The following is a 23,832-nucleotide window of genomic DNA, read 5'->3' on the forward strand; positions in this document are numbered from 1 at the left end:
CCATTTATGAAGCAAAACTCCCCCCGGTTTTATAAAATTCTAAGAATTGCCTTTTTGGTGGTGGGGTTAATGTTTTCTAGTTTTAATGGGTTTGCTCAAAGTATTGGTAATGTTAGTCTCTCTGAAAATAATGTTTGTACTGGTAACAATTTACAGGTTAGTTTTCGAGCAACGAATGGTTTCTTCTCCAGATATACTTCAAATAGTACTTATATAATTGCAATTGGTTTATACAATGCGAACAATCAAAGTTTTAATCCAATATACCAGGAAACTTTTCAAAGTACGCAGCCATTTCCAGGAGGATGGTTGGAATTTAGAGAATTCTCAAGACCTTTTAATATACCAAGTACGTTACCCCCAAGAAATGACTACCAGATTCTAGTTTCTTCAATAAATCCTGACGTTAGAACTACGGGTGGTCTATCAGAAATTATTTCAATCAGTTCTGCTCCACAAAGCCCTACTATAAATGCCATAAGTCCTATTTGCACAGGACAAACTCTTCAACTCAATGCTTCTAATATACCCGGAGCATCCTATTCCTGGACCGGGCCCAATGGTTTTACCTCCACAGCTCAAAATCCTATGCGACCCAATGCTACTGCTGTAATGGCAGGAACATATACGGTGACAGCTACAGTTAATGGATGTTCCAGCAATCCTGCCAGTACAACTGTGGTGATCAATAACCCAACTACTAATTATTCAGAAACAGAATTTGGTAATAACTCCTGGATAGGTCACATTTATGATGGCACAAATCGAAATCGATCATTTAATCAAAATTTCACCAATTATTTAGGAGCTTATACTGAAGCATTAAGTTTTGATCAAAATTTCGGAGGAGATGCTACTAATTTTCGAATTGGACCAGGGAATTGTACTCCTTCAGTATTTACCGAGACTTTCGCAGTCCGCTATAGAATGACCAGCTCCCTCGTAGGATTGTATGCCCTAAATATAGGATCTGATGATGGTTCACGCCTTAGTGTTGATGGAAGTTTAATTTATGATGACTGGAACGACCACGCATATAGAAATCAAAATATTCTCGTAAACCTAACTGGTTCCAGCAGTTTGGTTATGGATTATTATGAAAATAGCGGTCAGAATCGTATTAATGTGGGAAGTCCCGTTCTCTTAATCGAAAATGTTCTTTCCAATAATATAAATCAAACTCTTTCTGCACCAAATGATACTCCTTTAGAAATTTCGGGAGATGAATTTAGCAGTCTTCCCACCGGTATAAATAGAATTAATACGGGTTACCAATGGGTTTATAGTATGGTAGAAGGAGGGCCTACCACTATTATTAGTGGTGCTACAGCTTCCACATTCACTCCTAATTCAAATGTAGCTCCGTTCGATTCTCCCGGTACATATTATATATATAGAATTGCTACTTTACGAGGAACAAATACAGGTCAAAATTTTACCACCTCTATAAAATCTAATCCTGCAACTATAATTATTGATGAATTTTGTACTGAAGAACCAACACTTAGTTTGTCGGCTCCTTCCACAGTTTGCGAAGGACAGATAAATGTAATTGGTTCATTTACGGGTGTTGCCCCCTGGGAAATTTTTGCGAGTATTAATGGTCGTGCTTTCAATTTAACTATTGATGAAAGGGAATTCAATTATCCTATATGGATACAACAAAATACAAATATTGAGATTATAAGTATAACCGATGCAAATGGTTGCCAAAATGATTCGCCAAATGAATCGGTATTCATTGAGGTTATTAATGATATAGAAAATAATATAATAACCGGAAATCAGGAATTTTGTGGGGAACTCGAGGCAAGCCTGCTAACAGGCGAAAATTTAGGAGAGGCCTATACTTATACCTGGGAGAAGAGTACAACAAATGCTACAACCGGATTTACCGAAGCTCCCGGCAGTAATAATGAAGTAAACTATGATCCCGGAACTATTTCAGAAACCAGTTGGTTTCGACGTAAAGTTTCAGTTCAAAATTGTTCGGAAAATATTTCTAATGTGTTGGAAATCACCATCAATTCTGAATTAATAAATAATCATATCTCTTTATTCCACGGAAATTCAGGAAGCATTCAGGAAATGGTGGAAGAAAATCAGGACCTGAGTATTACAGCTCCTAATGGTACAGTATTTACCTATGTTGAGTTTGCGAGTTATGGTACCCCAACTAATAATGATGGTTTTAGCATTGATGAAAATTGTCATGCTACTACAAGCCAATCTGTTACTGAAGCCTATATATTAGGAGAGAATTCTGCCATAATTCCTGCGACCAATGGCATTTTTACCGATCCTTGCGTAGGAACTTTTAAACGTTTATATGTTAAGGCGTCCTATGCTGAAGCATTTTGTAAAGGTAGTGATCCAGGCAGCATAACCGGTACATCAATTGAGGGAAATAATATTACTTATCGATGGGAATTAAGTACAGAAGGTCCTGAATCTGGATTTTCGCCTGCTCCTGGAAACAATACTCAACGGGATTACAATCCTGGAGTTTTAAATCAGGAGATATGGGTGAGGCGAATTGTAAATTCAGGGAGCTGCCGTAATGAATCCCCCATTTTATATATTCCAATAGCCGATGAAAATATCTGGACCGGATCTGAAAATGCAAATTGGAATAATCCTGCTAATTGGAGTTGCCGCATTCTGCCTACCCTGCAAACCGATGTAAAAATTCCGACAAATTTAGCTTCTAATAATTATCCAGTTATCAATCTAGGTAACAATGGATTAGTGAAAAACCTAACCATTGAAAATAATGCTACAGTTGAAATTAATGATAATTTACTCAGGATTGCCGGCTCGTTTGCTTCTGAAGGTATAGTAAATACTATAAATGGTGCTATTTCCTTCCAGGGTACTTCAGCTCAAAATCTTCCTGCGGGAGCCCTTGTAAATAATCGAATTAAAGATCTTATCCTTAATAATCCTGCGGGACTTTCTTCCGAAGGAACTTTGGAACTCACCGGAAAATTATTGCTGCAAAATGGTAATTTTTACACCAATGATGATTTTACTTTAATTTCCGACGAAACTCAAACTGCACTTATCGATGGTAGCGGATCTGGCCAGGTAATCGGCCAGGTAAAAATGCAACGCTATCTCGATAATCGCTTTGGCTATAAATTTTTCAGCAGTCCGTTTCAAAATTCAAAAGTTGGCGATTTTGAAGCTTTTATGGACCTAAGCAATCCTGTAACCAATTTTCCGCATTTTTATCGATATGACGAAAACCGCCGGGTAGATAGCCTGGACCAGGATGCCTCGGGTTGGGAAAAATATATCAATGCCGAAAACGCTTTAAATACCTCTGAAGGCTATGCCGTAAATTTCGGTGCTTCTACCGATGCTCTAACTATAGAATTAAACGGAGATGTTACTAATGGCCCAATTGCGCCGCGTGAGCTTTTAAACCATCACCGCGAATACACCAAAGGTTTTCACCTGGTGGGGAACCCCTACCCTTCTCCTATCGACTGGAATGCCGCCCAGGGATGGACAAAAATCAATATAGATGATGCGATCTATTTTTTCACTGCAGGAAGCGAGAATCAATATACCGGCACCTATACAGCTTTTATCAATGATATTTCTACGGAAGACAGCCTGGCAGATGGCCGCTCTTCTAATATTATTCCTTCTATGCAGGGCTTTTTCATAAAGGTAAGCGATTCGGAAAGCGGTGGCGTGATTAGTGGAAGTTTCGGAATGGATAACCGCGTAAGAGTTGCCGATTTCGATCAGCCTTTTCTCAGGTCCAGAATCGCTGAAGCCAAATCTCTTATTCGCCTAAACGCCCGATTCGCTTCAGAGTCAAAAAATGACCAAATGGTGATCTATTTTTCAAATTATGCCAGCGCCGGTTTCGAAAAAGATCTGGATGCGCATAAGTTGATGAACACCGATCCCGCGGTTCCGAATTTTTATAATTTAACCAACACTAAAAAAGAGTTGGCGATAAATGCAATCCCATATCCGGAGGCAAGAAGTTATAACAAAATTCCGCTGGGAATTAAAGCAGGGAAAGCTGGTGAAATGATAATAGACCTAAGCAGGGTTGAAAATCTGGATCGCAACTTTAATATTTATTTGATCGATCATCTCAGTAATAAAGTTCAAAACCTGAGAAAAAAATCTCAATATAAGTTTTCGGTTAAAGAGGGTACTCACAATTCCCGGTTTGAACTTATGTTTTCTGAAGAAGAGATCAACAGCCCTGCTATTGCATTCAACGAGCTTTTTGATGTGGAAGTTAGAAATGGAGAAGTGATTGTGAATTTAAACCTGGAAATGCACCAGGAAGGCATTTTAAGAGCCAGCACGATCTCTGGGCAGTTGCTGCAGCAGAAACCCGGGAAAGGACAGGAGCAGGTTATTTTCGATGGCATTAACAGCGATGGGGTTTATATCATCAACCTGCGTTTAGGAAAAGAAAACCATTCTAAAAAAGTACTCATTAAAAAATAAGCTATGAAAGACAATTTCTATCTCATTTTAGTATTGGTTTTTTCGGTTTTTCAGGCTAAAGCCCAGGAAAATCCGCCAATTCCTATTGAAGTAGAAGTTAGAACGGCACAGTTTCTCAATTTCGGGACATTTATCGTAGGCCCAACCGGTGGCACCGTTAGAGTAGGTTATAACGGAGAACGCACTGCCAATAACGATATTTATCTTATGAATATGGGTTCCAGCCATTCTTATGCGATTTTTGATGTGTATGCCAACCCCGGTACCATCATTCAAATACAACCGCATATAGAAACCCAGCTTGTGGGACCTGCAAACAGCGATGTGAGGCTTCGCGTAAATATGCATCAGGATATAAGTACCGGGCCCACTTTTATTCTTACACAATCACCCCAGGAGGTCCTGGTAGGCGGTACCTTATATATAGATAGCGACTCGGCCGGCCCTCCGGGACATTACAATGGTAATTTGATACTAAATTTTATTCACCAATAGCAAGCAGGCAGTAAATGCAACTTAGATTCCCCCGGTTTTTTTTACTGAAATTATCAATCGGCAAGACATTATGCCTGTTCATAATTTTTGGCTTATTAGGCCAGGTTCTCGCGGCCCAGGAAATTCCTGAATATGATGAGCTTTCGGTAGAGGTTAATATTCCGCGACTGGGAACTTATGAAATCCCAATCGCCATTAAAGGCCAAAACGCATTTCTGCCGGTGGATGAGATCTTTGAAATTCTTCAGATTAAGGCTGAAAACCAAAATGGCATTCTTGAAGGATTTATCATTCACCCAGACTCTACTTACCAAATCGATTGGAATGCAAATCGAATTAGCTTCAAAAATGAAAGTTTTCAGTTATCTGAATCAGATTTTATCAAAACTCCCACCGGGAATTATCTAAAGACAGATTACTTCGGAAGTATTTTTGGCTTGCCGGCAAACTTTTCCTTCAGAAGTCTTTCTGTAGCTATGGAAACCGATGAGAACCTGCCTATACTCAAACAGATGCGGCGGCAAAAGATGCGGGAAAACCTGGACCGGGTACAGGGAGTTATCAACCCAGATACTACTATGCCCCGCCGATACCCCTTCTTTAAACCCGGAAGCCTGGACTGGGGTGTGGTGACCACGCAACAAACCGAGATTGAGAATGATAATAGGTTTATGCTTGGCCTGGGAACTATGTTTCTTGGTGGAGAAACCAATCTAATGATGAATTACTCCAGCCGGGTGCCATTTAATTCCCGGAATCAGTTTTACCAGTGGAGGCTAATCAATAACGACAGCAAATTATTCAAACAGGTAACCGCAGGGCGAATTTTCACCAATGCCACCTCTTCCCTGTTTGCGCCGGTGAGCGGGGTGCAATTCAGCAATAGCCCAATGCAAAACCGCAGGTCTTTTGGAACCTACCAGCTCAACGATTTTACAGAACCTAACTGGACGGTAGAATTGTATGTAAATAACGTACTGGTAGATTTCACCCAGGCCGATGCCTCGGGCTTTTATAGTTTTGAGGTACCCTTAATGTACGGAAATACCGCGGTGAGTTTAAGATTCTACGGCCCCTGGGGTGAAGAAATCGTGCAGGATCGGGTGATCAATATCCCATATAATTTCGTGCCGAAAAATGAGGTAGAATATACCCTAAGTGCCGGAATTGTTGAAAATGAAGACATGAATCGCTTTAGCCGGTTCAATCTAAATTACGGGCTTAGCAATGCGCTTACTATTGGTGGTGGGGTTGAATATCTCTCAGGAGTGAGCAGCGACGAGGTGATGCCTTTTGTAAACTCTTCGCTGCGTATTGCGCAGGGACTTTTATTTACAGGAGAATATATGTACGGCGTTCGGGGAGAGGCTTTGCTTAGTTATCGTTCCCCCCGGAATATCCAGGTGGATTTGAACTATATCAATTATGATGAGAATCAAACTGCGATCAACTTCAACTATCTGGAAGAACGAAAATTAAGTTTATCGGCACCTATTCGCACCCAGAATTTTTCAATGTTTGGAAGATTCAGCATCAATCAAATCATAATGCCCACTACCGAATTTACCACCGCCCAGCTGTTGCTATCTGGTGCGGTTATGGGGGTAAGTACGAATTTAACCACTTACGGAATTTATAACGATAGGGTTAGGCGACCAACGATCTACTCGGCTTTATCACAAACCTATCGCCTTCCGAATAAATTCCTGTTTTCCCCCCAAATTCAGTATGATTTTAGCCGAAACCGTTTTAATAACCTAATTCTGGAAATCGAACGTCCTATCTTTAAACAGGGCTTTTTGAATGTGGCTTATGAAAACAATTTTCTACGGAATGCTCACGTATTCGAAGTTGGATTAAGATATGCTTTCAATTTTGCACAAACGGGGCTTACTTCCCGAATTGGAAACCGAAATTCCTCCTTTGTCCAATCGGCAAGAGGTAGCTTAATGTTAGATGATAACACAGGTTATGTGCGCACGAGCAACCGTTCGGCTATGTCTCGCGCTGCACTTACTTTAATCCCGTTTTTGGATCTAAATCAAAATGGAATTAAAGACCCTATGGAACCCGGGGTGCCAGGAATGAAACTTAAAAACCGCAGCGGCCGTGTAGAATATAATGAAGATCAAACCATCATTAGAATTACCGAACTCCAGCCCTATATAGACCTGATGCTGGAAATAGACCCTATAAGTCTCGATAATATCGCCTGGAAAATCCCCGATTCCCGAATCAGGGTACATACGCTGCCTAATCATTTTCAGGAAATTCACGTACCCGTAGTGGTTATGGGTGAAGTTGGCGGAATGGTATATTTAGACCAGGGCCAGGGACCACGTGGCCAGGGGCGCATCAGGGTGAATATTCTGGATGAAAACGGAGAACTTGCCGCAAGTATACTTACAGAAGGTGATGGTTACTTTACCTATCTGGGATTGAAACCAGGAAAATATTCCGCGGAAATCGACCCTGAGCAAATGCAGAATTTAGGCTATACTGCTTCTGAAGCTATAGAATTTGAGATCGAGGTAGACGAATATGGAGATATTGTAAATACGCTTGAATTTACGATCGAAGCTAATTAATTAGATAAAGATCCAAAATAGCGAACTTACCAGCAAGCCCATAATAGCGATAAGCGTGGTCATTACCGTCCAGGATTTAAAGGTCTCTTTTTCGGTTAAACCCAGATATTGACCTACCAGCCAAAATCCGCTGTCATTAACGTGAGACATAATACTTGCACCTGAAGCGATGGCAATAACAATAAGGGCTGTTTGGGCGGGAGAATAAAAACTTCCGGTAAGCACGGGAGCCGTAATTCCCGAGGCCGTAATCATCGCCACAGTAGAAGATCCCTGTAAAATGCGGATCAGGGCAGCTACGATAAACCCAAATACCAGAGGATTAAACCAAGAAGTACTTAGCACGTCGGCGATCATCTCGCCGGCACCGGTATTGATCAAAATTTGTTTAAATGCCCCTCCGGCGCCGGTGAGTAAAATAATAATCCCGGCCGCCTGAAAGGATTTCCCGGCTACTTTAAGCAAAAATTCTTTTTGCAGCCCGCGTTTTATGCCAAGAAAATACCAGGCAATAAGATTGGCGATAATCAGGGCTGAAAAGGGATGACCCACTAATTCGATAATATATAAAATAACAGGCGGGATATAGACCCTGCTAAACAAGGGGCTTTGTACCAGCGTATTTACAACAATCAGCAGAATCGGGATAAGAATTATCGAAATTATTAGCCCGGGCGAAGGGACCTGTTTTTCATCAAAATCGGCCTCCTCTGTAAAACTTTTGGGCGCTACCTTAATTCTTTTTGCTATAAACCTGGCGAAAACCGGCCCGCTTACAATGGCTGCTGGAATTCCGGTTAAAAATCCGAAGACGATTACCCAGCCCAGCTCGGCTCCCAAAATATCGGCTACAGCGATGGGGCCCGGCGTTGGAGGAATAAATGCATGGGTAATGGCCAGACCTGCCAGCAAAGGAAGTGCATAGAGCAAAAGGGATTTTCCGGTTCGCTTGCTCAAGGCATAGGTGATAGGTACCAGGATGATAAATGCCACATCAAAAAACACCGGAATTGCCACGGCAAAACCTGTGATCATCATCGCCCAGGGAGCTTTTTTGTCGCCGGTTTTCTTCAGCATAAACGAAGCCAGCCGCTGCGCCCCACCCGATTGTTCCAAAACCCCTCCGAATAAAGCTCCAAGACCCACCACAGTGGCTACAAATCCAAGGGTGCTCCCCATCCCCTCCCGCATCGTATCGAGGATTTCGGTGGCCGGCATTCCCGCCATTACACCTACTGCAATACAAACAATAAGCAGCGATAAAAAGGCCTGGATTTTAAGTTTTAAAATAAGGAATAATAAAAGGGCGATTCCAAGAAAAACCGCCAGGAGTAATTGAAAATCCATTAATTCTCGCTTTGCCAGTTAGTATGAAAAAATTCGCCCCTGGGAGCATCGGTGCGCTCGTAGGTATGAGCTCCAAAATAATCTCTTTGTGCCTGTATCATATTAGCTGCATTTTGTGCTGAAATAAAATTGAGATAATAATTCACCGCGGCCGAAAGCACCGGCATCGCACAACCAGCCTGCAAGGCCATCGATGTCACCTGCAGCATTGAAGCTTCCAAATCCTTTAATTCTGAGACTATTTTTTGGTGAAGCATCAAATGTTGATCTTCGTTTTTCTTCCAAATATCTACCAAATTTTCCATCAATCCCGAGCGAATAATGCAGCCGTTAGTCCATACCCGGGAAATTTCAGATAGGTTTAAATCCCAGTTATATTCGGTAGATGCAGCTCTAAGCAACTCAAATCCGATTGCGTGATTAATAACTCCGGCGGCTTGAAAGGCCTGAAAAAGTGAGGTTTCAAATTCGGCAAAATTGATTTTGTCATTTTTGCCAGTATTATATAATTCCGAAGCTTTTACCCGCACCTCTTTTATGCCTGAAATATTCCTGGCCATCACTGCAGCGGTGATGGTATCCAGAGGTACACCAAGCTCCAGGGCTGCATTGGTAGACCAGCCCCCGGTTCCTTTTTGTTTGGCGGCATCCAGCACCTTATCGATAAGGAACTCGTTATTTTCCTTTTTCCGAAGAATATCGACTGAAATCCCCAGCAAGTAACTTTTTAGTTCCTCATTCCAGGCTTCAAAAATATGAGCGATTTCCTCCAGACTTTTCTGTATGTAAAAACGAAGAAAATGATAAACTTCGGAAATGAGCTGCATTTCGGCATATTCGATTCCATTATGCAACATTTTCACGAAATGGCCGGCACCATCGGGCCCTAAATGGGAGCAACAAGGCCTTCCCGACTTGTCTTTGGCTGCGATTTTCTGCAATATCGGCCCCAGTTTTTCATAGGCTTCAGAAGAACCTCCTGGCATAATTGATGGGCCTTTTAGAGCACCTTCTTCTCCTCCCGAAATTCCACAACCCATAAATTGAATGCCGCGGATAGCCAGGTCGTTCTCGCGCCTTTGAGTATCCTTATAATGGGAATTTCCTCCATCGGCTATTAGATCGCCTTCTTCGAGAAGTGGCAATAGTTCCTTAATCACAGCATCTACCGCAGGCCCGGCATTGACCATCAGGAGAATTTTACGAGGGCTTTGCAGGGAATCGATAAATTTTTTTAGATCATTAAAACCCGGAAATGAATATTTCCCGGCATTTTCCCGGCTAAAATTTTCAGCTATCGCTACTTCTCTACCTGGAACTTCCCGGTTATAGACCGATATTTTAATTCCGTGAGACAATAAGTTCAAAGCCAAACTTTTGCCCATTACTCCCAGGCCAATCAGCCCTAATTCGGCTTTTTCAGCATTTAATTTTGTCATAATTTCTGCAATGATTTTTTCTTCTGAATTATTGACCTCGATGTGAATTCCATAATTAGGAGGTTCCAGGGTGTCGAATTGAGATTGAAGCAATTCGGGTTTAAAAAAGTGTGATTTTCGGGATTGCAGCCGGTCGTAAATTATATCAAAATCGGCCCGGAGAAAGATCCATTGCACCAATTCTTTTGGAGACCCCATTAGAAGTTGGCGGTATTTTTCTTTTAAGGCAGAGCAAGCCAAAACAGCGCCCCCTTCCCTATTCCATTTTTTGATATGATTGGCCAAATCCTGTAACCAGGACTCGCGATCTGAATCCTGTAGCGGGATGCCGTTTTTCATCTTTTCGACATTTTCCTGGGGATGAAAATCATCGGCATCAAAAAAGGCTAAATTGAGTTTGCGAGCTAGTAATTTCCCTATGGTGGTTTTACCAACTCCCGAGACCCCCATTATGATATAAACCGGCATTAATAAGTGATTTTGAGGATTTCGAGTTTTCGGGTTTCATTCCCGAGCTTAAAATCAATTTTATCTCCTACTTTAGCGCCGGTAATAGCTTTAGCAATGGGTGCCACAAAAGCGATTTTTTGTTTTTTTATATCGGCTTCATCAACCCCTACAATTTGGAATTCCTGAGTCTTACCGGCCTGTTTCAGGCTAACCTTTGCGCCAAAACGAATTTCCCCGGCATCCTGCGAGGCTGGATCCAAAACTCTGGCTGTTTGAATACGCTCCCTGAGCAATTTCAGTTTTCCATCTATCACCGCCTTGGCCCTTCTGGTTTCGGTGTCATTAATACCTTTGGCTTCGGCCCTCTGTTTAATTAAGTTTTCTTCTTCCTGTTGAAGTAATTTCAAACCACCAGGTGTCACATAATTTGTTACTCCTGCAGGGAGTGCAGCCCGGGGCGGAATCATTGGTGCTTCTTCCTGGTCGTCTTCCTTTACAAATCCTCTGCTCATCTTCGAAATAATTTTCTTCAAGTTAGTATAAATAAAGTAAACAGCGAAAGCTCACGCGCCGCAGAGATTTCCGAAATCATAAAAATTTCACAAGAATTTTATCGGGACCCCTTAAAGACTCTACATTTAATTTTATATTTAAGTATGAGCCTCGATATAATAATCCTCTTCGTTATCTTAATAACGGTAATTATCTTTTTTGCACTGGAGGTTTTTCCGGTAGACAAGATTGCGTTTTTTATAATGGTGAGTTTACTGGTTACCAATCTTATTTCTCCTGAAGAGGCTATTTCGGGCTTTTCAAGCCCTGCGACAATTACGGTACTTGCACTTATGATTATGGCCATAGGCCTGGAGACTAACGGGGTGATAGACTGGCTGGCCAACGGATTAAAAAACCTTCGGGGTTTACCTATCTATCTTATGGTTCCGGTATTTATGTTTATTGCCGGAAGCATCTCGGCTTTTATCAATACCACGGCCGTGGTGATCGTTTTCATCAAGGTAATCAACGAATTATCGAGTCGCTATGAAATTCCCGCCTCAAAATTATTATTGCCCATCTCTTTTGCCGGTATTATTGGCGGAAGCTGTACTTTAATGGGTACATCGACTAACCTGATCGTAAACGCGGTTGCCGTGAATCGTGGGGTTGAACGCTTTTCCTTTTTTGAATTCAGCTGGTACGGATTGATCTTTATGGCGATCACTATTGTAACTGTGAGTTTATTGATTCGCTTTCTTCCCAGCAAAAAACCCTCCCATTATACCGATGTCTATGATCTTGATGAATTTATTACCAAAATTATCATTCAGCAGGATTCTGAACTTGTAGGGAAAAATATAATGGATACTTTCTTTTATAGAAATCCAAATATTGAAGTCTTGCGCTTAAAAAGAGAGGGAATTATAAATGATAAACCGGGGAAATATACCAGTATTCGCCCCGGAGATGAATTTCTTTTGCGCTGCAACCTGGAAAACCTTTTAAAACTCAAGGAATCTGAAGGAATTTCGGTGCTTAAAGACCGCAAAATCACCCAATTCAGAGCCGAGAAAGATGAAGAATTAGATGAGAATGTCGAAATTTTGGAGTTATTAATTTTGCCCAATTCCCCGCTGGTGGGTAAACAATTGAAGAGTGTGGGAAGTTTTGAACTAAGGGGTGCCATTCCCCTTGCGATAAGAAAGCGACGTAATTTCATTAATCCCAAAAGACGTATTTACGATAAAAGCAAAGACCAGATTGAACTTCGGGTGGGCGACAGGTTGCTGGTAGAAGCGACTGAAAGTGTAATGGAAGAGCTTCAGCAAATTGAAAACGTAACCATTTTACAGGAGCATAACGATATTGAAGTGAGCACCCGGCGTAAGCGCTATATAAGTCTGGGCATTTTACTTCTGGTAATTGGGCTGGCAGCTTCAGGTGTATTTCCTATTCTAAAAGCTGCACTTTTTGGTTGCTTTTTAATGATTTTCTTTAAATGCATAGACCTGGGAAAAATCTATACCCGGGTGAATTGGCAAATCATATTTCTGCTGGCAGGAATGATTCCACTGGGGGTGGCGATGAGTAATACGGGGGCCGATCAATGGATAAGCGAGCAACTGCTGGCCCTGTTTACCGAACAAACCAATATAGTGGTAATCGGGATTTTATTCCTGGTTACTATGTTAATGAGCGGCTTTGTTTCCAATAACGCCACCGCGATTATAATTACTCCTGTGGCTATAACCATTGCTTTATCTTTAAAAATGGATCCAAAACCTTTTATCCTGGCGGTGCTGTTTGCCGCAAACTTTAGCTTTTTTACCCCCGTAGGTTATCAAACCAATACCATTATCTACGGAATGGGAATTTACCGCTTCAGGCATTTTTTCATTATTGGCGGAATTTTATCTTTACTTCTCTGGATTGTTGGCTCACTTTTACTCTCCGGAAGCTTTTAAAAAATGGAAATGAAAAAATTATTGATTATTGGCTTCGTTTGGCCAGAACCGAGTTCTTCGGCGGCAGGCTCAAGAATGATGCAGCTTATCAAAATATTCAGGGAGGAAAAATATGAGATACATTTTGTAAGTACGGCTCTGCGTACACCCTTTGTTCCCGATTTGGAGAAAATGGGGCTTATTACTCAAAATATTGAGGTGAACTCCCCCGAATTTGATGAATATATCAAAAAACTACAACCCCATATTGTGCTTTTCGACAGGTTTATGGTAGAAGAACAATTTGGCTGGCGGGTGGAAAAGTTTTGTCCGCAGGCATTGAGAATCCTGGATACCGAAGATTTACACTGCATTCGAAAAGCGCGTCATAAAGCTTTTAAAACGGGGGAAACGGCAAAGAATATCTATCTCACTTCCGAAACAGCAAAGCGCGAAATTGCTTCTATTTTACGCTCAGATCTTAGTTTGATTATTTCTGAAGTAGAAATGCAAATACTGAGAGAAGATTTCAGCATAGATGAGAAATTGCTTTTTTACCTGCCGTTTTTAGCTGAAATACCTTCTGCAGATGAAGTGCAAAATCAGCCAAAATTTGAACAGCGACAGGGCTTTATTTGTATTGGAAATTTTAGGCACGAACCTAACTGGAATTCGGTACTATATCTTAAAGAGGAGATTTGGCCTGAAATCAGAAAGCAACTTCCCCTGGCCGAATTAAAGGTGTATGGTTCCTATACCCCTAAAAAAGCAATGGCTTTGAATAACAAAAAAGAAGGCTTTTTGGTGATGGGGCGTGCTGCGAATGTAAAAGATGTAATGGAGGAAACCCGGGTTTGCCTGGCCCCGTTAAGGTTTGGTGCAGGACTTAAAGGAAAACTGCTGGATGCTATGCAATTTGGTACTCCCAGTGTCACTACTCCCATCGGCGCCGAAGCTATGCACGGAGATCTAGCCTGGAATGGCCTAATTGCCAGTTCAACTTCAGAAATTATTGATGCCGCGGTTCAATTGTACAGCGATGAGGATTTGTGGCAGAAGTCCAGACTTCAGGGCTATAAAATTTTAGAGAAACGCTTTAATTCTGAAAATTTTAAAACCGATTTTCTAAGAAGAATAGAGAATATCGCAGAAGATCCTGAAACCTGGAGAAGTGGGAATTTTATTGGATCAATGCTAAGATATCATCTTCACCGAAGCACTTATTTTATGGCCAGGTTTATAGAAGAAAAAAATAAAAAGCAGCCGGAAGTAAATTAATATGAGGCAAGCCCTCCAGGGCTTAAAAAATAGTTCGTGGAAATATTTAGATCCCGATAATCGGATAAATTAAAAAACCGCCGGTGGTGTTAGCCTGCCCGACGGTTTTCACTACACAAAAGGAACAAAAATGTTCACTAACAGAAAATTTAAAAACTCAAACCAGCGCTGCCTCTCTGGTAGATTGAAATAATTTTTGATGCAGCTGTCTCAAACTTTGTGCTTTATTGGCGGTATGCACCAACAGTGAGATATTGTTTTTGCTTCCTCCATACGAGATCATACGAACGGGGATATTTTGTAAGAGTTCAAAAAGCCTGTAGGTTTCGCGGTCTTCAATCACCTGCTCCCCTACTATACAAATTATACTATGTTCTTTTTCTACAGTGATTTCTCCATATTTCTCAATCTCCTGAAGAATCGTCGGCAGGTTTCGGTCATCATCAATAGTAAGCGAAACTGCAATTTCTGAAGTGGTGATCATATCGATCGAAGTCTCGTAACGATCAAATACTTCGAAGACCTTTCTCAAAAACCCGTGCGCCATAAGCATACGGTTAGATTTGATCTTAATAGCGGTAATTCCATCTTTAGCGGAAATAGCCTTTAATCCGGTATCCTGTGCTTTAGCCGCGATGATCGTACCGGGCAAATGTGGTGTAAATGTATTTTTAAGAATTACAGGAATATCCAGGTTAATCACCGGCGAGATGGTTTGAGGATGAAGAATTTTGGCTCCGAAGTAAGCCAGCTCGGCGGCTTCTTCAAAACTCAATCTTGCAATGGGTTTTGTATGTTCAACAATTCGCGGGTCGTTGTTGTGGAAACCGTCAATATCGGTCCATATTTGTACTTCCTCAGCTCTGATTGCAGCCCCGATAATTGTGGCGGTATAATCGCTGCCGCCACGCTTTAAGGTGCTAATATTTTGGTGTTGGTCTATTCGAACAAAGCCCTGTGCGATAAAAATCCCGGCGGCAGAATTTTCCAATTCCTTTTCCAGCAAAGAACCTACAAGCTCTACATCGGGATTTTCCAGATTATAAACCTGCATAAATTCTTTCGAATTGAGCAGTTTGTTCTCTATAGATTTACTTTCCAGATATTTAGAAAAGATAAAGCTCAATAGGCTTTCTCCATAAGTCACAATTTCGGCCTCCAGAACTTCGGAATACTGTTGCGCGCAGCTGTTTTCAAGCTTTTCAAAAATACCCAGCAATTCCTGCCTTGCAGCCTCAAAAAATTCACCCTGGCCCAGCAATTCTTCCAGGGTAGCGATATGGTTAATTCGCAAATTTTCAATTTTGGAGGAAATTGAAGTTATTTTCGCCTGTTTTAGATCTTCGGTAATCTCAACCAGGCTGTTGGTAACACCCGACATGGCCGAAACCACCACGATCTTTCTACCTCCAATAGCATCGATAATTCGGGCCACATTGCGAATACTCTCTACCGAACCTACCGAAGTACCTCCAAACTTTAAAACTTTCATCTGCTTACTTTTAATGATGCATAATTAGTTTTATACTCCCGCGCTTCAAAAAAAATATTTGTTTTTATATACATTTGCACAAAATGTATAATAATTAACAATGAAGACCATAACTACCTGTGTACACGATATCATACGGCATCAGCCTTTCCTGGATGACGCCATTGCTAGAGACATCATAAATTTTAGTGGACTTGCAGAAGATATTCGACCTCAGGTAGAAGAAGAGATGCGAAAACCTGTAAAAACAGGATCGATTATTATGGCATTAAGGCGCTATGCTCCCCGGCGCACTAAAATAAATATGAAAAATTTGCGCCAATTAGGGGATATTATTGTGCGCTCGGGAATTACAGAATATACGTATTTGAATTCGAATACGATTATTTCTAATAAAGCCCGCCTGCTCGAAGCGGTTAAAGGACAAACCGGGGTTTATCTAAATTATTCCAGCAATTTTCAGGAAAGCAATATCCTGGTGTCCGATTCCCTTACCGATTTAGTAGAAGATTGCTTCAGAAGTGAATTAAGAGTTTCTGTAAAAAAAGATCTATCCTCTATCACGATCGAATTGCCTAAAAATTCATCCCAATCGGTTGGGCTTTATTTTTACATTTTTAAACTCCTGGCTTATGAAGGCATTCCGATCTTTGAAATGATTTCAACCTCCAACTATTTCGCCTTATTTTTGGAAAAGGAATATGTGAATCAGGCGTTTTTGTTGATGAATGAAATCAAAAATTAATTAATACCAATCCAGGTACACAGCAGCAATGGCAATGAAGGTTAAAATTAAAATGACTACGATGGCATAGCCGGTAAGACTGTTGTTGAATTTTCGCTGTTGCTGCAATTCTAGAATTTGCTCGCCTTTATCCCGGTATTTTTTCTGAAGTTGCAATTGAAATTTACTTAAGTTGATACCACCATAATGAATTTTGCAAATTCATAGGCAGGATCAATATTTTTTCTTGCTGAAGGAAAAGGATATCGCCGGCACTGCGATCGGAAGTGAGTATAAGTTCATCTTCTCCATTTGCTCCCACTTTATAAATATTCCCGCTATCCCAGGCAGAAATTAGATAACTCCCATCTTCCATTTCCTGAATTCCATCTAAATTTCCAAGATTGTTCTGTGAGTATCGGCTAATATTTCCATCTCTGTCAACCTGTAATAATTTGCCTTGTTTGTCTTTTCCCCAGGAAGCGACTAAAATAAGATCATCCTTTAACCAAAGCCCATTGGGAGAATCCAGTTTATCATCCCTTAGCAATTCGGTCACCTCTTCAGCTCCTTCTTTTAATTCAAAAATCACATTGGCCCGGGTGTCTGAAATGTATAAATTACCCTTATCATCTCCCACTATATCATTTAACATTCCCGAGTTTGCAACCTCGATTTTTCTCGTGATTTCGGCCTTTTCAGTATCCATTTCTACCAGCTGGGTATTATCACTCACGTAAAGTTTATCATTATGAAACCAGAGCCCTTTAGGATCTTCCAGGCCTTCAATCCATCTTAAATTCAGGACTTCCCCCTTTCGGTTTAGTTTAGAAATAAATCCATCGCCGGGTTCTTTTTCACCGATATTGGATACATAAATGAACTCTCCTTTTTCATCGGTCACCGCCGACTCGGGATGCGAGAATTCATCAGATTTAAACAAAAGACTGGCTTGTTGCTGGGCAAAAATTCCGCAGGTGAAAAAACTGAAAATTAGAAGGCTTAGGTGTTTCATATTTTAAAAATAAGGAGTCTCAAGTTACAAAAAATCGACTTCTTTAGACTTATTTAATAGAAGGATATAAATATTTCATAAACATTTGAGCCCTGCCACGCGCTTGTTTTAAATTAGATTTAAACCAATAAATTACTTACTTATGAAAAATATTCTTAGAGCGATCCTGGCGGGCTGGGGTGCTAAAAAACTTGGAGGAGGTTGCGGCTGTGTAGGCATTATAGTCGTTTTTGTAATTCTCTGGATCCTGCTGGGATATTTAGGATTGGGATAAAATTAAGCTAAGCCGCCCCTTACTTTATGGAATTAATATCTTTCGTTAATTCTAATTCAATTTTAATTATTTTCCTTTCAAAAATCAGCATATTTGAAGTTATATGAATATTCTGTTAGTTGAAGATGAGCCAAATGTGGCATCCCTGCTTGAGCGGTGTCTTACCGAGAACAATCACCAAATAGGGATAGCCACAAATGGCTTAAAAGGCCTGGAACTTATTAGTTCCAACAAATACGATTTAATTCTTCTGGATATAATGCTGCCGGAAAAATCTGGTATTGAGGTACTCGAAGAAATGCGTAGCAAGAAAAATAAAACTCCTGTTATCCTACTTACTGCGCTGGATACCACCGAGATGGTGGTAAAAGGTCTTAATATGGGAGCCGATGACTATATCGTAAAACCCTTTAAACTCGAGGAGCTTCTTGCCCGTATAAATGCGGTTCAAAGACGTGGCGAACCTGCCGGCGATAAAGCTGAAACCTCCAAATACAGTTATGGCGATTTGGTTATAGACGATGAAGCCAAGAAAGTTTATAAAAAAGGTGAGGAAATCAAATTAACCGCAACCGAGTATAAACTGCTCAAACTGCTTATTGTAAATAACAACAAAGTACTTTCCCGCGAAAAAATTCTGGAAAAGGTTTGGGGTGTAGAATATGATCTTGGGACTAACGTAGTTGATGTTTATATTAATTACCTTCGCAGAAAAACAGGTGATTCCCCTAAAAATCGTCTTATTCATACGGTTATTGGAATGGGGTATGTCATCAGGTAATTTTGAAGATTAAATATAAAATAGCCGCGACCTTTTCGTTAATCGTGGCCCTTATTATTGGGGTCATCAGTATTTTTATATACCTGCTGGTAGATCATCATATTCACGATCAATTTGATAAACGATTACTGGAACGAAGCTTTACCGCCGCCGAAATTTCTCTGGAAAGAGATGAGTTAAGCGAAAGCAAGTACCGCAATCTTACCCGCCAATATCTTAGAAATTTACCCGGCGAAGAAGAACACTTCTTCAGAGTCGTAGAGGGGAAACCACTCCCGGGGAAGCAGAAAAATAAATTCTTTAAAGCTTCAGTATTTAAAGAAAGTATAGAAAAAGGCTATGCTTTTTTTGAAATAGAAGATTGGCAGGCTGCCGCCATATATTACGAAGATAACCAGGGCGATTACATTGTGGTTGTCACCGCCAGAGACCTTGAAGGAATTGAACAATTAAATTACCTTAAGCAGGTGCTATGGCTAATTACCCTGGGGAGTATGGTGCTTGTAGGAATGATTGCGCTCCTTTTTGCACGTATTATTTTAAAACCCATAAATTCTATGATTAGAAAGGTTAGAAGAATTAATGCCTCTAACCTTGATGTTCGACTCGACGAAGGCAATGGCAAGGATGAAATCTCCAGGCTTTCCAGAACTTTTAATAAAATGCTTGATCGAATTGGAGCTTCATTTGAATCTCAAAAAAAATTCATTCAAAACGCCTCCCACGAACTTCGAACTCCTTTAACCGTAATTTTAGGCGAGGCCGATTATGTTTTACATTCCTCTGCACAGGAGAAAAAACAGGAATCTATAGAAAAGATTTACAATGAAGCCACACATTTAAATCAATTGCTGGGGAGTTTACTTCATCTTTCTGAAGTCCAATCGCAAAAACCAAATGCTGGTTTTGAAATTTTCAGGCTTGATGAATGGATTCAAAAAATAGTGATTCGGTTTAATAAGCAGGAAAATGAGAACCGAATTAAGATTGAATATTTGAATACCGAAGAGGTTCAGGAAAATTCTTTTGAAATTTTGGGCAATAAGCTCTGGATCGAAATGGCCATCGCCAACATTTTAAAAAATGCCCTTAAATATTCAGATGGCAAGCCCGTTAGCGTAACTTTTACGCCTTCAGCGAAATACTCTTTGGTAGAGATTGAAGATTTTGGGATGGGAATTGACTCTTCTGAACTGGATAAAATTTTCACTCCATTTTATCGCGGAAAAAACACCGCTTATAAAAAAGGCCACGGAATTGGCCTGGCGCTTGCCGCCAATATTGTTGAAATTCACAAAGGGAAAATCAAAATTCAGTCTAAACCCAATAAGGGCACCAGGGTAAGCCTGAAGTTTCCAAAATTCAGTATTTAATTATATTCTAATTCAATTTTTATTGTTTCATAATTTTCTTGTTGGTTCTTTGCGCAAAAAATATATGAGAATCCGATACCCATTTTCCCTCGCAATTTTAATTTTGGCCGTATCCACGCCACTATATGCCCAGGAAGCCCCCTGGGAAGAGCGAGATGAAGAAGACCTGCCTTTAAAACTTGAACACGCCGAACCGCTTTATATAGATTTGATCAGGGATTTGGGTGCTCGTAAAGGGGAGAAAGAATGGAACCTGGGGGCGGGAATCACCGATAATCTTGATTTTGATGCTTATGAGTTTCTGGTTGAATATGAATGGGCGGTAGCCGATAGGCTGGGACTCGAAGTTGAAGTTCCTATGACTCTATTTAGCCGCAATTCTTTAAATAAAGGTCGCAAAGAAAGTCCTGAGGATAGAATAGAGAGTTTGAAACTTGCCGCACAATATACCTTTTTGGTGTCTGAAAAGCTGCAAACCTCCCTGGCACTGGGAAATATTGTAGAATTTGAATTTACCGACCTCAATGTACTGTCGTTTGACAATCTAACCCAGGGTTTATTGGTAAATCCGTTTTTTATTGCGGCTACAAGACTAACGCCAGATTGGCACACCTTAATTTACACCGGGCCCAGATTTTTTAGAGGCTGGAATGGTCACGAAAACTACTTTGCCTATGAGATCAACTCTAACCTGCACTATATGATTCCCAACACCGGGAACTTTATTGGTCTTGAGGTAAACCAACTGGTGATGGATGGAGAATTAAAAACCGTACTGAGACCTCAAATGCGGGTTGAAATAAAAGATTCTTTAAAAATAGGTATAGTGCCCGGAATTTCTCTGAACAAAGATGAAGAGCGCTTCAGTTCGTTTTTAAGGCTTATTTATGAGCCTCATTTTTAATAGTATCGGCAGGCTTTTCGAACCAGATTTTTAATTTTTTTCTTCCGAATTGCCTGGCTTTGCTAACATCCTCGCCCATATAAATATCAATTTTATTTCTCCAGCGATGATGCATTTTATCCTGAACCAAAAATACTCCGGGAAAACCTTCTATTTTCACCGGAGTGTTATGGTCTAATCCCTTCTGAATAAGGTCGCGGGAAACCGCTATTACCTGAATTCCAGGTTTTAGGGTGTCGCCCCAGGCAGTGATATTAGCCCCACCGGCGCCGGTTTGGTAACTCAACGAATTATAAGCCGAAGCGGTCACCTCCAGGCTATCCCATATTTTTTCAGGTTTTTCTTCTTCCTTAGAATTATTAAAATTACAGGAACCCAGGCCCATTGTAAAATAGGCCAGGGATAAGATTATTCCAAAATTCAATAATTTAAAATGAGTCATAATTTCAGCAATGAATTATGCTAACGGGACTTTCAGAAAAATATTGAAAAAACTACCTACCAGCCTGTGCGATAATCTCTTTTTACAAACTGATTCACTTCATCGAAATTAGTAACCCTCATATTTTCTGAATCCCAGAGCATTTTAATATCTCTACCGGGGTAATGATAGTAGCTGCTTCCATTCTCCCTCTGACGTTCTTCTCTAACATCAACCCCTCGAATGGCCAGATTGGCGATTAGTAAAGTTTCAGTCAAAGGACCTGAAATTTCAAATGGGGCGCTTAGCTCTTTTTTACCATAACCCGCAATAGCAGCTTCTACCCACTGGGCATAATGCCCATCTTCCCCACCGGGAACCCTTTCATATTTCTGCGGAACACTTACTTCATCGGTTCTGGAAAGAGGTAATAAGCGTGGATTAGCCCCATAGGTTCCTGCCATCATTTTTCCTTTGGTACCTACAAACAAAATTCCGTTTCCACCATCTCCAAAGGTTTCATTGGGACCGAGTTCTTCGGGGCGGGTTGGCTTGATGCCGCCGTCCATCCAATGCAATCTAATATCCTGTTCGGTTTTATCGGTTTTTGGGAAAGTCATAGTTACGTGACTTGAAGGCGGACAACTTTCCGGGAAATATCCGCGTTGAAACTCATCTACATACACACTGCCTACGCTACATTCCACCTCTTTAGGATGTCCCAGATTTAGCACCCGGTAAGGGGCTTCAATTAGGTGACAACCCATATCTCCAAGAGCTCCGGTACCATAATCCCACCAGCCGCGCCAGTTAAAAGGAACCAGACCTTCTATATAATCTTTATAGGGAGCTGTTCCCAGCCACAAATTCCAGTCCAGTTCGCTGGGCACTGCAGTTTTTGAATCTTTCGGCCACGGAATTCCCTGCGGCCAAACAGGCCTGTCGGTCCAACAGTAAACAGTATGTACATCACCAATTACTCCAGCATCAAACCACTCCCTCATTTGTCGCACCCCATCACCTGAAGCTCCCTGGTTACCCATTTGGGTTACTACTTTATATTTTTTCGCAGCATCGGTTAATTGCCGGGCTTCATAAATATCGTGGGTTAAGGGTTTTTGAACATAAACGTGTTTCCCGAGTTCCATCGCATGCAGCGTTTGAATAGCGTGATTATGATCGGGAGTGGAAATAGAAACCGCGTCAAAATTTTTAGCTTCTTTATCGAGCATTTCGCGATAATCCTTGTAATATTTTGCTTTTGGAAATCTTTCTCTTGATTTTGCAGCGCGGCGATCGTCTACATCGCAGAGAAAACCAATCTCTGCTTTTCCGCTTTGATAGAAGCTATAGATGTCGCTTTCTCCTTTCCCTCCTACTCCTATTCCTGCAATAATCAATTTATCGCTGGGGGCTAAAAAGCCGGGACCACCTAAAACGTGCCGGGGCACGATGCTTATTCCGGCGGTAGCTAAAGCAGTGGTTTTTAAGAAACTGCGCCGGGAGTTGGAATTTGAGGACTTTTGGTTTTTCATAAAAAAAGGTTTTCGTTAGATAAAAATGTATCCGTGGATAAGGGATACTCTTAAAATTAAGCTAATAAATGTATCTTTTAATATTCAGAAATGCAACCCGGGCCTGGTTGCTCCAATTATTTTAACTTTTAACAGCCCTAACAGGAGATTCCCGGGATTCTCTTGCCGTTTAGTTTGGGTTTCAGCAATATAAGCTTACCTTTGCAACTTTAATGGCGGCAAAAGTGATTGACTGCCAAATATTTAACTCGAAAAATACAATTATGAGTCAAGTAAAGCAGAATGATACAGTTAAGGTACATTACACCGGTAAACTTACAGATGGTCAGGTTTTTGACAGTTCTGTAGAAAGAGGAGAGCCTATAGAGTTTACTCTTGGACAGGGTCAACTTATTCCCGGTTTTGAAAAAGGCCTTATCGATATGCAGGTGAGCGAGAAAAAAACCATTAATATACCAAAAGAGGAAGCTTACGGTGAGCCACGTGAAGAGCTTATCCAGGAGGTTCCAAAATCACAGCTACCGGAAGAAATTAAGCCTGAAGTTGGAATGGGCCTTGTTTCTAAAAGCCCTGATGGTCGTGAGATGAACCTTGTAGTAAAAGAGGTGAAAGAAGAAAGCATCGTGGTTGATGGAAATCACCCATTGGCAGGTAAAGATCTTGTTTTTGATCTGGAAGTTGTAGAGATCAAATAAGAGTGTTTATCTTATAATACGAGAGGCTGTCTGAAAAGGCAGTCTCTTTTTTATTGGAAATAATTCAGGATAGTATTATTTTCATGGTATGAAAGCTA

Annotated in this window: 19 protein-coding genes; 11 read left to right on the top strand and 8 right to left on the bottom strand. The window is 40.8% G+C overall.

Going from position 1 to position 23,832, the window contains the following annotated elements; all coding sequences use genetic code 11:
• The first annotated feature begins 6 nt into the window (after window positions 1-6).
• The 3 genes from ACW6QP_RS07865 to ACW6QP_RS07875 are packed head-to-tail and all read left to right on the top strand — an operon-like array spanning window position 7 to window position 7,565.
• Window positions 7-4,482: a hypothetical protein gene (locus tag ACW6QP_RS07865; protein ID WP_457910314.1), complete on the top strand. Its 4,476-nt coding sequence runs from the start codon at window positions 7-9 to the stop codon at window positions 4,480-4,482.
• Between the two features lie 3 nt (window positions 4,483-4,485).
• Window positions 4,486-4,977: a DUF4402 domain-containing protein gene (locus ACW6QP_RS07870; RefSeq protein ID WP_457910315.1), complete on the top strand. Its 492-nt coding sequence runs from the start codon at window positions 4,486-4,488 to the stop codon at window positions 4,975-4,977.
• A 14-nt stretch (window positions 4,978-4,991) separates the two neighbouring features.
• The gene (locus ACW6QP_RS07875; protein ID WP_457910316.1) at window positions 4,992-7,565 is read left to right on the top strand and encodes a hypothetical protein; all 2,574 of its coding nucleotides are present in this window, start codon (window positions 4,992-4,994) and stop codon (window positions 7,563-7,565) included.
• On the opposite strand, the gene ACW6QP_RS07880 is transcribed toward ACW6QP_RS07875, so the two are convergent.
• Genes ACW6QP_RS07880 through ACW6QP_RS07890 form a run of 3 tightly spaced genes read right to left on the bottom strand, consistent with a single transcriptional unit; the run spans window position 7,566 to window position 11,313 of the window.
• Entirely contained in the window at window positions 7,566-8,912 is a 1,347-nt protein-coding gene (locus ACW6QP_RS07880) for a GntP family permease (RefSeq protein ID WP_457910317.1), read from the bottom strand. It abuts the gene before it with no gap.
• A complete protein-coding gene (gnd, locus tag ACW6QP_RS07885; RefSeq protein WP_457910318.1) occupies window positions 8,912-10,819 on the bottom strand; it encodes a decarboxylating NADP(+)-dependent phosphogluconate dehydrogenase in 1,908 nt (635 codons plus the stop codon). The genes ACW6QP_RS07880 and gnd overlap by 1 nt, the downstream gene beginning before the upstream one ends.
• The gene (locus ACW6QP_RS07890) at window positions 10,819-11,313 is read right to left on the bottom strand and encodes a GreA/GreB family elongation factor (protein ID WP_457910319.1); all 495 of its coding nucleotides are present in this window, start codon (window positions 11,311-11,313) and stop codon (window positions 10,819-10,821) included. The genes gnd and ACW6QP_RS07890 overlap by 1 nt, the downstream gene beginning before the upstream one ends.
• Window positions 11,314-11,457: 144 nt before the next feature.
• On the opposite strand from ACW6QP_RS07890, the gene ACW6QP_RS07895 reads away from it, so the two are divergent.
• Window positions 11,458-13,263 carry an SLC13 family permease gene (locus ACW6QP_RS07895; RefSeq protein WP_457910320.1) on the top strand — a complete coding sequence of 602 codons (1,806 nt, stop codon included), beginning with the start codon at window positions 11,458-11,460 and terminating at the stop codon, window positions 13,261-13,263.
• Window positions 13,264-13,272: 9 nt separating this feature from the next.
• Window positions 13,273-14,520 carry a glycosyltransferase gene (locus ACW6QP_RS07900; RefSeq protein WP_457910321.1) on the top strand — a complete coding sequence of 416 codons (1,248 nt, stop codon included), beginning with the start codon at window positions 13,273-13,275 and terminating at the stop codon, window positions 14,518-14,520.
• A 157-nt stretch (window positions 14,521-14,677) separates the two neighbouring features.
• Here ACW6QP_RS07900 and ACW6QP_RS07905 read toward each other — a convergent pair whose 3' ends face one another.
• The gene (locus tag ACW6QP_RS07905; protein ID WP_457910322.1) at window positions 14,678-16,012 is read right to left on the bottom strand and encodes an aspartate kinase; all 1,335 of its coding nucleotides are present in this window, start codon (window positions 16,010-16,012) and stop codon (window positions 14,678-14,680) included.
• A gap of 100 nt (window positions 16,013-16,112) precedes the next feature.
• Here ACW6QP_RS07905 and ACW6QP_RS07910 point away from each other — a divergent pair, with 100 nt between their 5' ends.
• Window positions 16,113-16,757: a hypothetical protein gene (locus tag ACW6QP_RS07910; protein ID WP_457910323.1), complete on the top strand. Its 645-nt coding sequence runs from the start codon at window positions 16,113-16,115 to the stop codon at window positions 16,755-16,757.
• On the opposite strand, the gene ACW6QP_RS07915 is transcribed toward ACW6QP_RS07910, so the two are convergent.
• Window positions 16,758-16,913 carry a hypothetical protein gene (locus ACW6QP_RS07915; protein WP_457910324.1) on the bottom strand — a complete coding sequence of 52 codons (156 nt, stop codon included), beginning with the start codon at window positions 16,911-16,913 and terminating at the stop codon, window positions 16,758-16,760.
• Window positions 16,914-16,920: 7 nt separating this feature from the next.
• Window positions 16,921-17,751, bottom strand: a complete 831-nt coding sequence (locus ACW6QP_RS07920) for a hypothetical protein (RefSeq protein ID WP_457910325.1) — start codon at window positions 17,749-17,751, stop codon at window positions 16,921-16,923.
• 142 nt (window positions 17,752-17,893) lie between these two features.
• Here ACW6QP_RS07920 and ACW6QP_RS07925 point away from each other — a divergent pair, with 142 nt between their 5' ends.
• From ACW6QP_RS07925 to ACW6QP_RS07940, 4 genes are all read left to right on the top strand, one after another.
• Window positions 17,894-18,025 carry a hypothetical protein gene (locus tag ACW6QP_RS07925; protein ID WP_457910326.1) on the top strand — a complete coding sequence of 44 codons (132 nt, stop codon included), beginning with the start codon at window positions 17,894-17,896 and terminating at the stop codon, window positions 18,023-18,025.
• A 103-nt stretch (window positions 18,026-18,128) separates the two neighbouring features.
• Window positions 18,129-18,806, top strand: coding sequence for a response regulator transcription factor (locus ACW6QP_RS07930; protein WP_457910327.1), 678 nt, complete (start codon window positions 18,129-18,131; stop codon window positions 18,804-18,806).
• A 2-nt stretch (window positions 18,807-18,808) separates the two neighbouring features.
• The gene (locus tag ACW6QP_RS07935) at window positions 18,809-20,179 is read left to right on the top strand and encodes a sensor histidine kinase (protein WP_457910328.1); all 1,371 of its coding nucleotides are present in this window, start codon (window positions 18,809-18,811) and stop codon (window positions 20,177-20,179) included.
• Between the two features lie 64 nt (window positions 20,180-20,243).
• On the top strand, window positions 20,244-21,083 hold the full coding sequence (locus ACW6QP_RS07940) for an HAEPLYID family protein (protein ID WP_457910329.1): 840 nt from the start codon (window positions 20,244-20,246) through the stop codon (window positions 21,081-21,083).
• On the opposite strand, the gene ACW6QP_RS07945 is transcribed toward ACW6QP_RS07940, so the two are convergent.
• Both ACW6QP_RS07945 and ACW6QP_RS07950 read right to left on the bottom strand, forming a co-directional pair.
• Window positions 21,061-21,525, bottom strand: coding sequence for a 3D domain-containing protein (locus tag ACW6QP_RS07945; RefSeq protein ID WP_457910330.1), 465 nt, complete (start codon window positions 21,523-21,525; stop codon window positions 21,061-21,063). The genes ACW6QP_RS07940 and ACW6QP_RS07945 overlap by 23 nt on opposite strands.
• Window positions 21,526-21,581: 56 nt before the next feature.
• Entirely contained in the window at window positions 21,582-23,039 is a 1,458-nt protein-coding gene (locus tag ACW6QP_RS07950; RefSeq protein WP_457910331.1) for a Gfo/Idh/MocA family protein, read from the bottom strand.
• Window positions 23,040-23,302: 263 nt separating this feature from the next.
• Here ACW6QP_RS07950 and ACW6QP_RS07955 point away from each other — a divergent pair, with 263 nt between their 5' ends.
• Complete coding sequence (locus tag ACW6QP_RS07955) at window positions 23,303-23,734, top strand: FKBP-type peptidyl-prolyl cis-trans isomerase (protein ID WP_457910332.1); 432 nt, start codon at window positions 23,303-23,305, stop codon at window positions 23,732-23,734.
• Window positions 23,735-23,832: the final 98 nt, after the last annotated feature.

The sequence above is a fragment of the Salegentibacter haimaensis genome (assembly GCF_054121495.1).

What these genes read in the sequence shown, in the direction of transcription:
- gnd (WP_457910318.1), bottom strand. Translation starts at nt 10,819, where the DNA reads ATGCCGGTTTATATCATAATGGGGGTCTCGGGAGTTGGTAAAACCACC.
- ACW6QP_RS07950 (WP_457910331.1), bottom strand. Translation starts at nt 23,039, where the DNA reads ATGAAAAACCAAAAGTCCTCAAATTCCAACTCCCGGCGCAGTTTCTTA.
- ACW6QP_RS07925 (WP_457910326.1), top strand. Translation starts at nt 17,894, where the DNA reads ATGAAAAATATTCTTAGAGCGATCCTGGCGGGCTGGGGTGCTAAAAAA.
- ACW6QP_RS07910 (WP_457910323.1), top strand. Translation starts at nt 16,113, where the DNA reads ATGAAGACCATAACTACCTGTGTACACGATATCATACGGCATCAGCCT.
- ACW6QP_RS07945 (WP_457910330.1), bottom strand. Translation starts at nt 21,525, where the DNA reads ATGACTCATTTTAAATTATTGAATTTTGGAATAATCTTATCCCTGGCC.
- ACW6QP_RS07875 (WP_457910316.1), top strand. Translation starts at nt 4,992, where the DNA reads ATGCAACTTAGATTCCCCCGGTTTTTTTTACTGAAATTATCAATCGGC.
- ACW6QP_RS07895 (WP_457910320.1), top strand. Translation starts at nt 11,458, where the DNA reads ATGAGCCTCGATATAATAATCCTCTTCGTTATCTTAATAACGGTAATT.
- ACW6QP_RS07955 (WP_457910332.1), top strand. Translation starts at nt 23,303, where the DNA reads ATGAGTCAAGTAAAGCAGAATGATACAGTTAAGGTACATTACACCGGT.
- ACW6QP_RS07930 (WP_457910327.1), top strand. Translation starts at nt 18,129, where the DNA reads ATGAATATTCTGTTAGTTGAAGATGAGCCAAATGTGGCATCCCTGCTT.
- ACW6QP_RS07905 (WP_457910322.1), bottom strand. Translation starts at nt 16,012, where the DNA reads ATGAAAGTTTTAAAGTTTGGAGGTACTTCGGTAGGTTCGGTAGAGAGT.
- ACW6QP_RS07920 (WP_457910325.1), bottom strand. Translation starts at nt 17,751, where the DNA reads ATGAAACACCTAAGCCTTCTAATTTTCAGTTTTTTCACCTGCGGAATT.
- ACW6QP_RS07865 (WP_457910314.1), top strand. Translation starts at nt 7, where the DNA reads ATGAAGCAAAACTCCCCCCGGTTTTATAAAATTCTAAGAATTGCCTTT.
- ACW6QP_RS07880 (WP_457910317.1), bottom strand. Translation starts at nt 8,912, where the DNA reads ATGGATTTTCAATTACTCCTGGCGGTTTTTCTTGGAATCGCCCTTTTA.
- ACW6QP_RS07940 (WP_457910329.1), top strand. Translation starts at nt 20,244, where the DNA reads ATGAGAATCCGATACCCATTTTCCCTCGCAATTTTAATTTTGGCCGTA.
- ACW6QP_RS07870 (WP_457910315.1), top strand. Translation starts at nt 4,486, where the DNA reads ATGAAAGACAATTTCTATCTCATTTTAGTATTGGTTTTTTCGGTTTTT.
- ACW6QP_RS07890 (WP_457910319.1), bottom strand. Translation starts at nt 11,313, where the DNA reads ATGAGCAGAGGATTTGTAAAGGAAGACGACCAGGAAGAAGCACCAATG.
- ACW6QP_RS07900 (WP_457910321.1), top strand. Translation starts at nt 13,273, where the DNA reads ATGAAAAAATTATTGATTATTGGCTTCGTTTGGCCAGAACCGAGTTCT.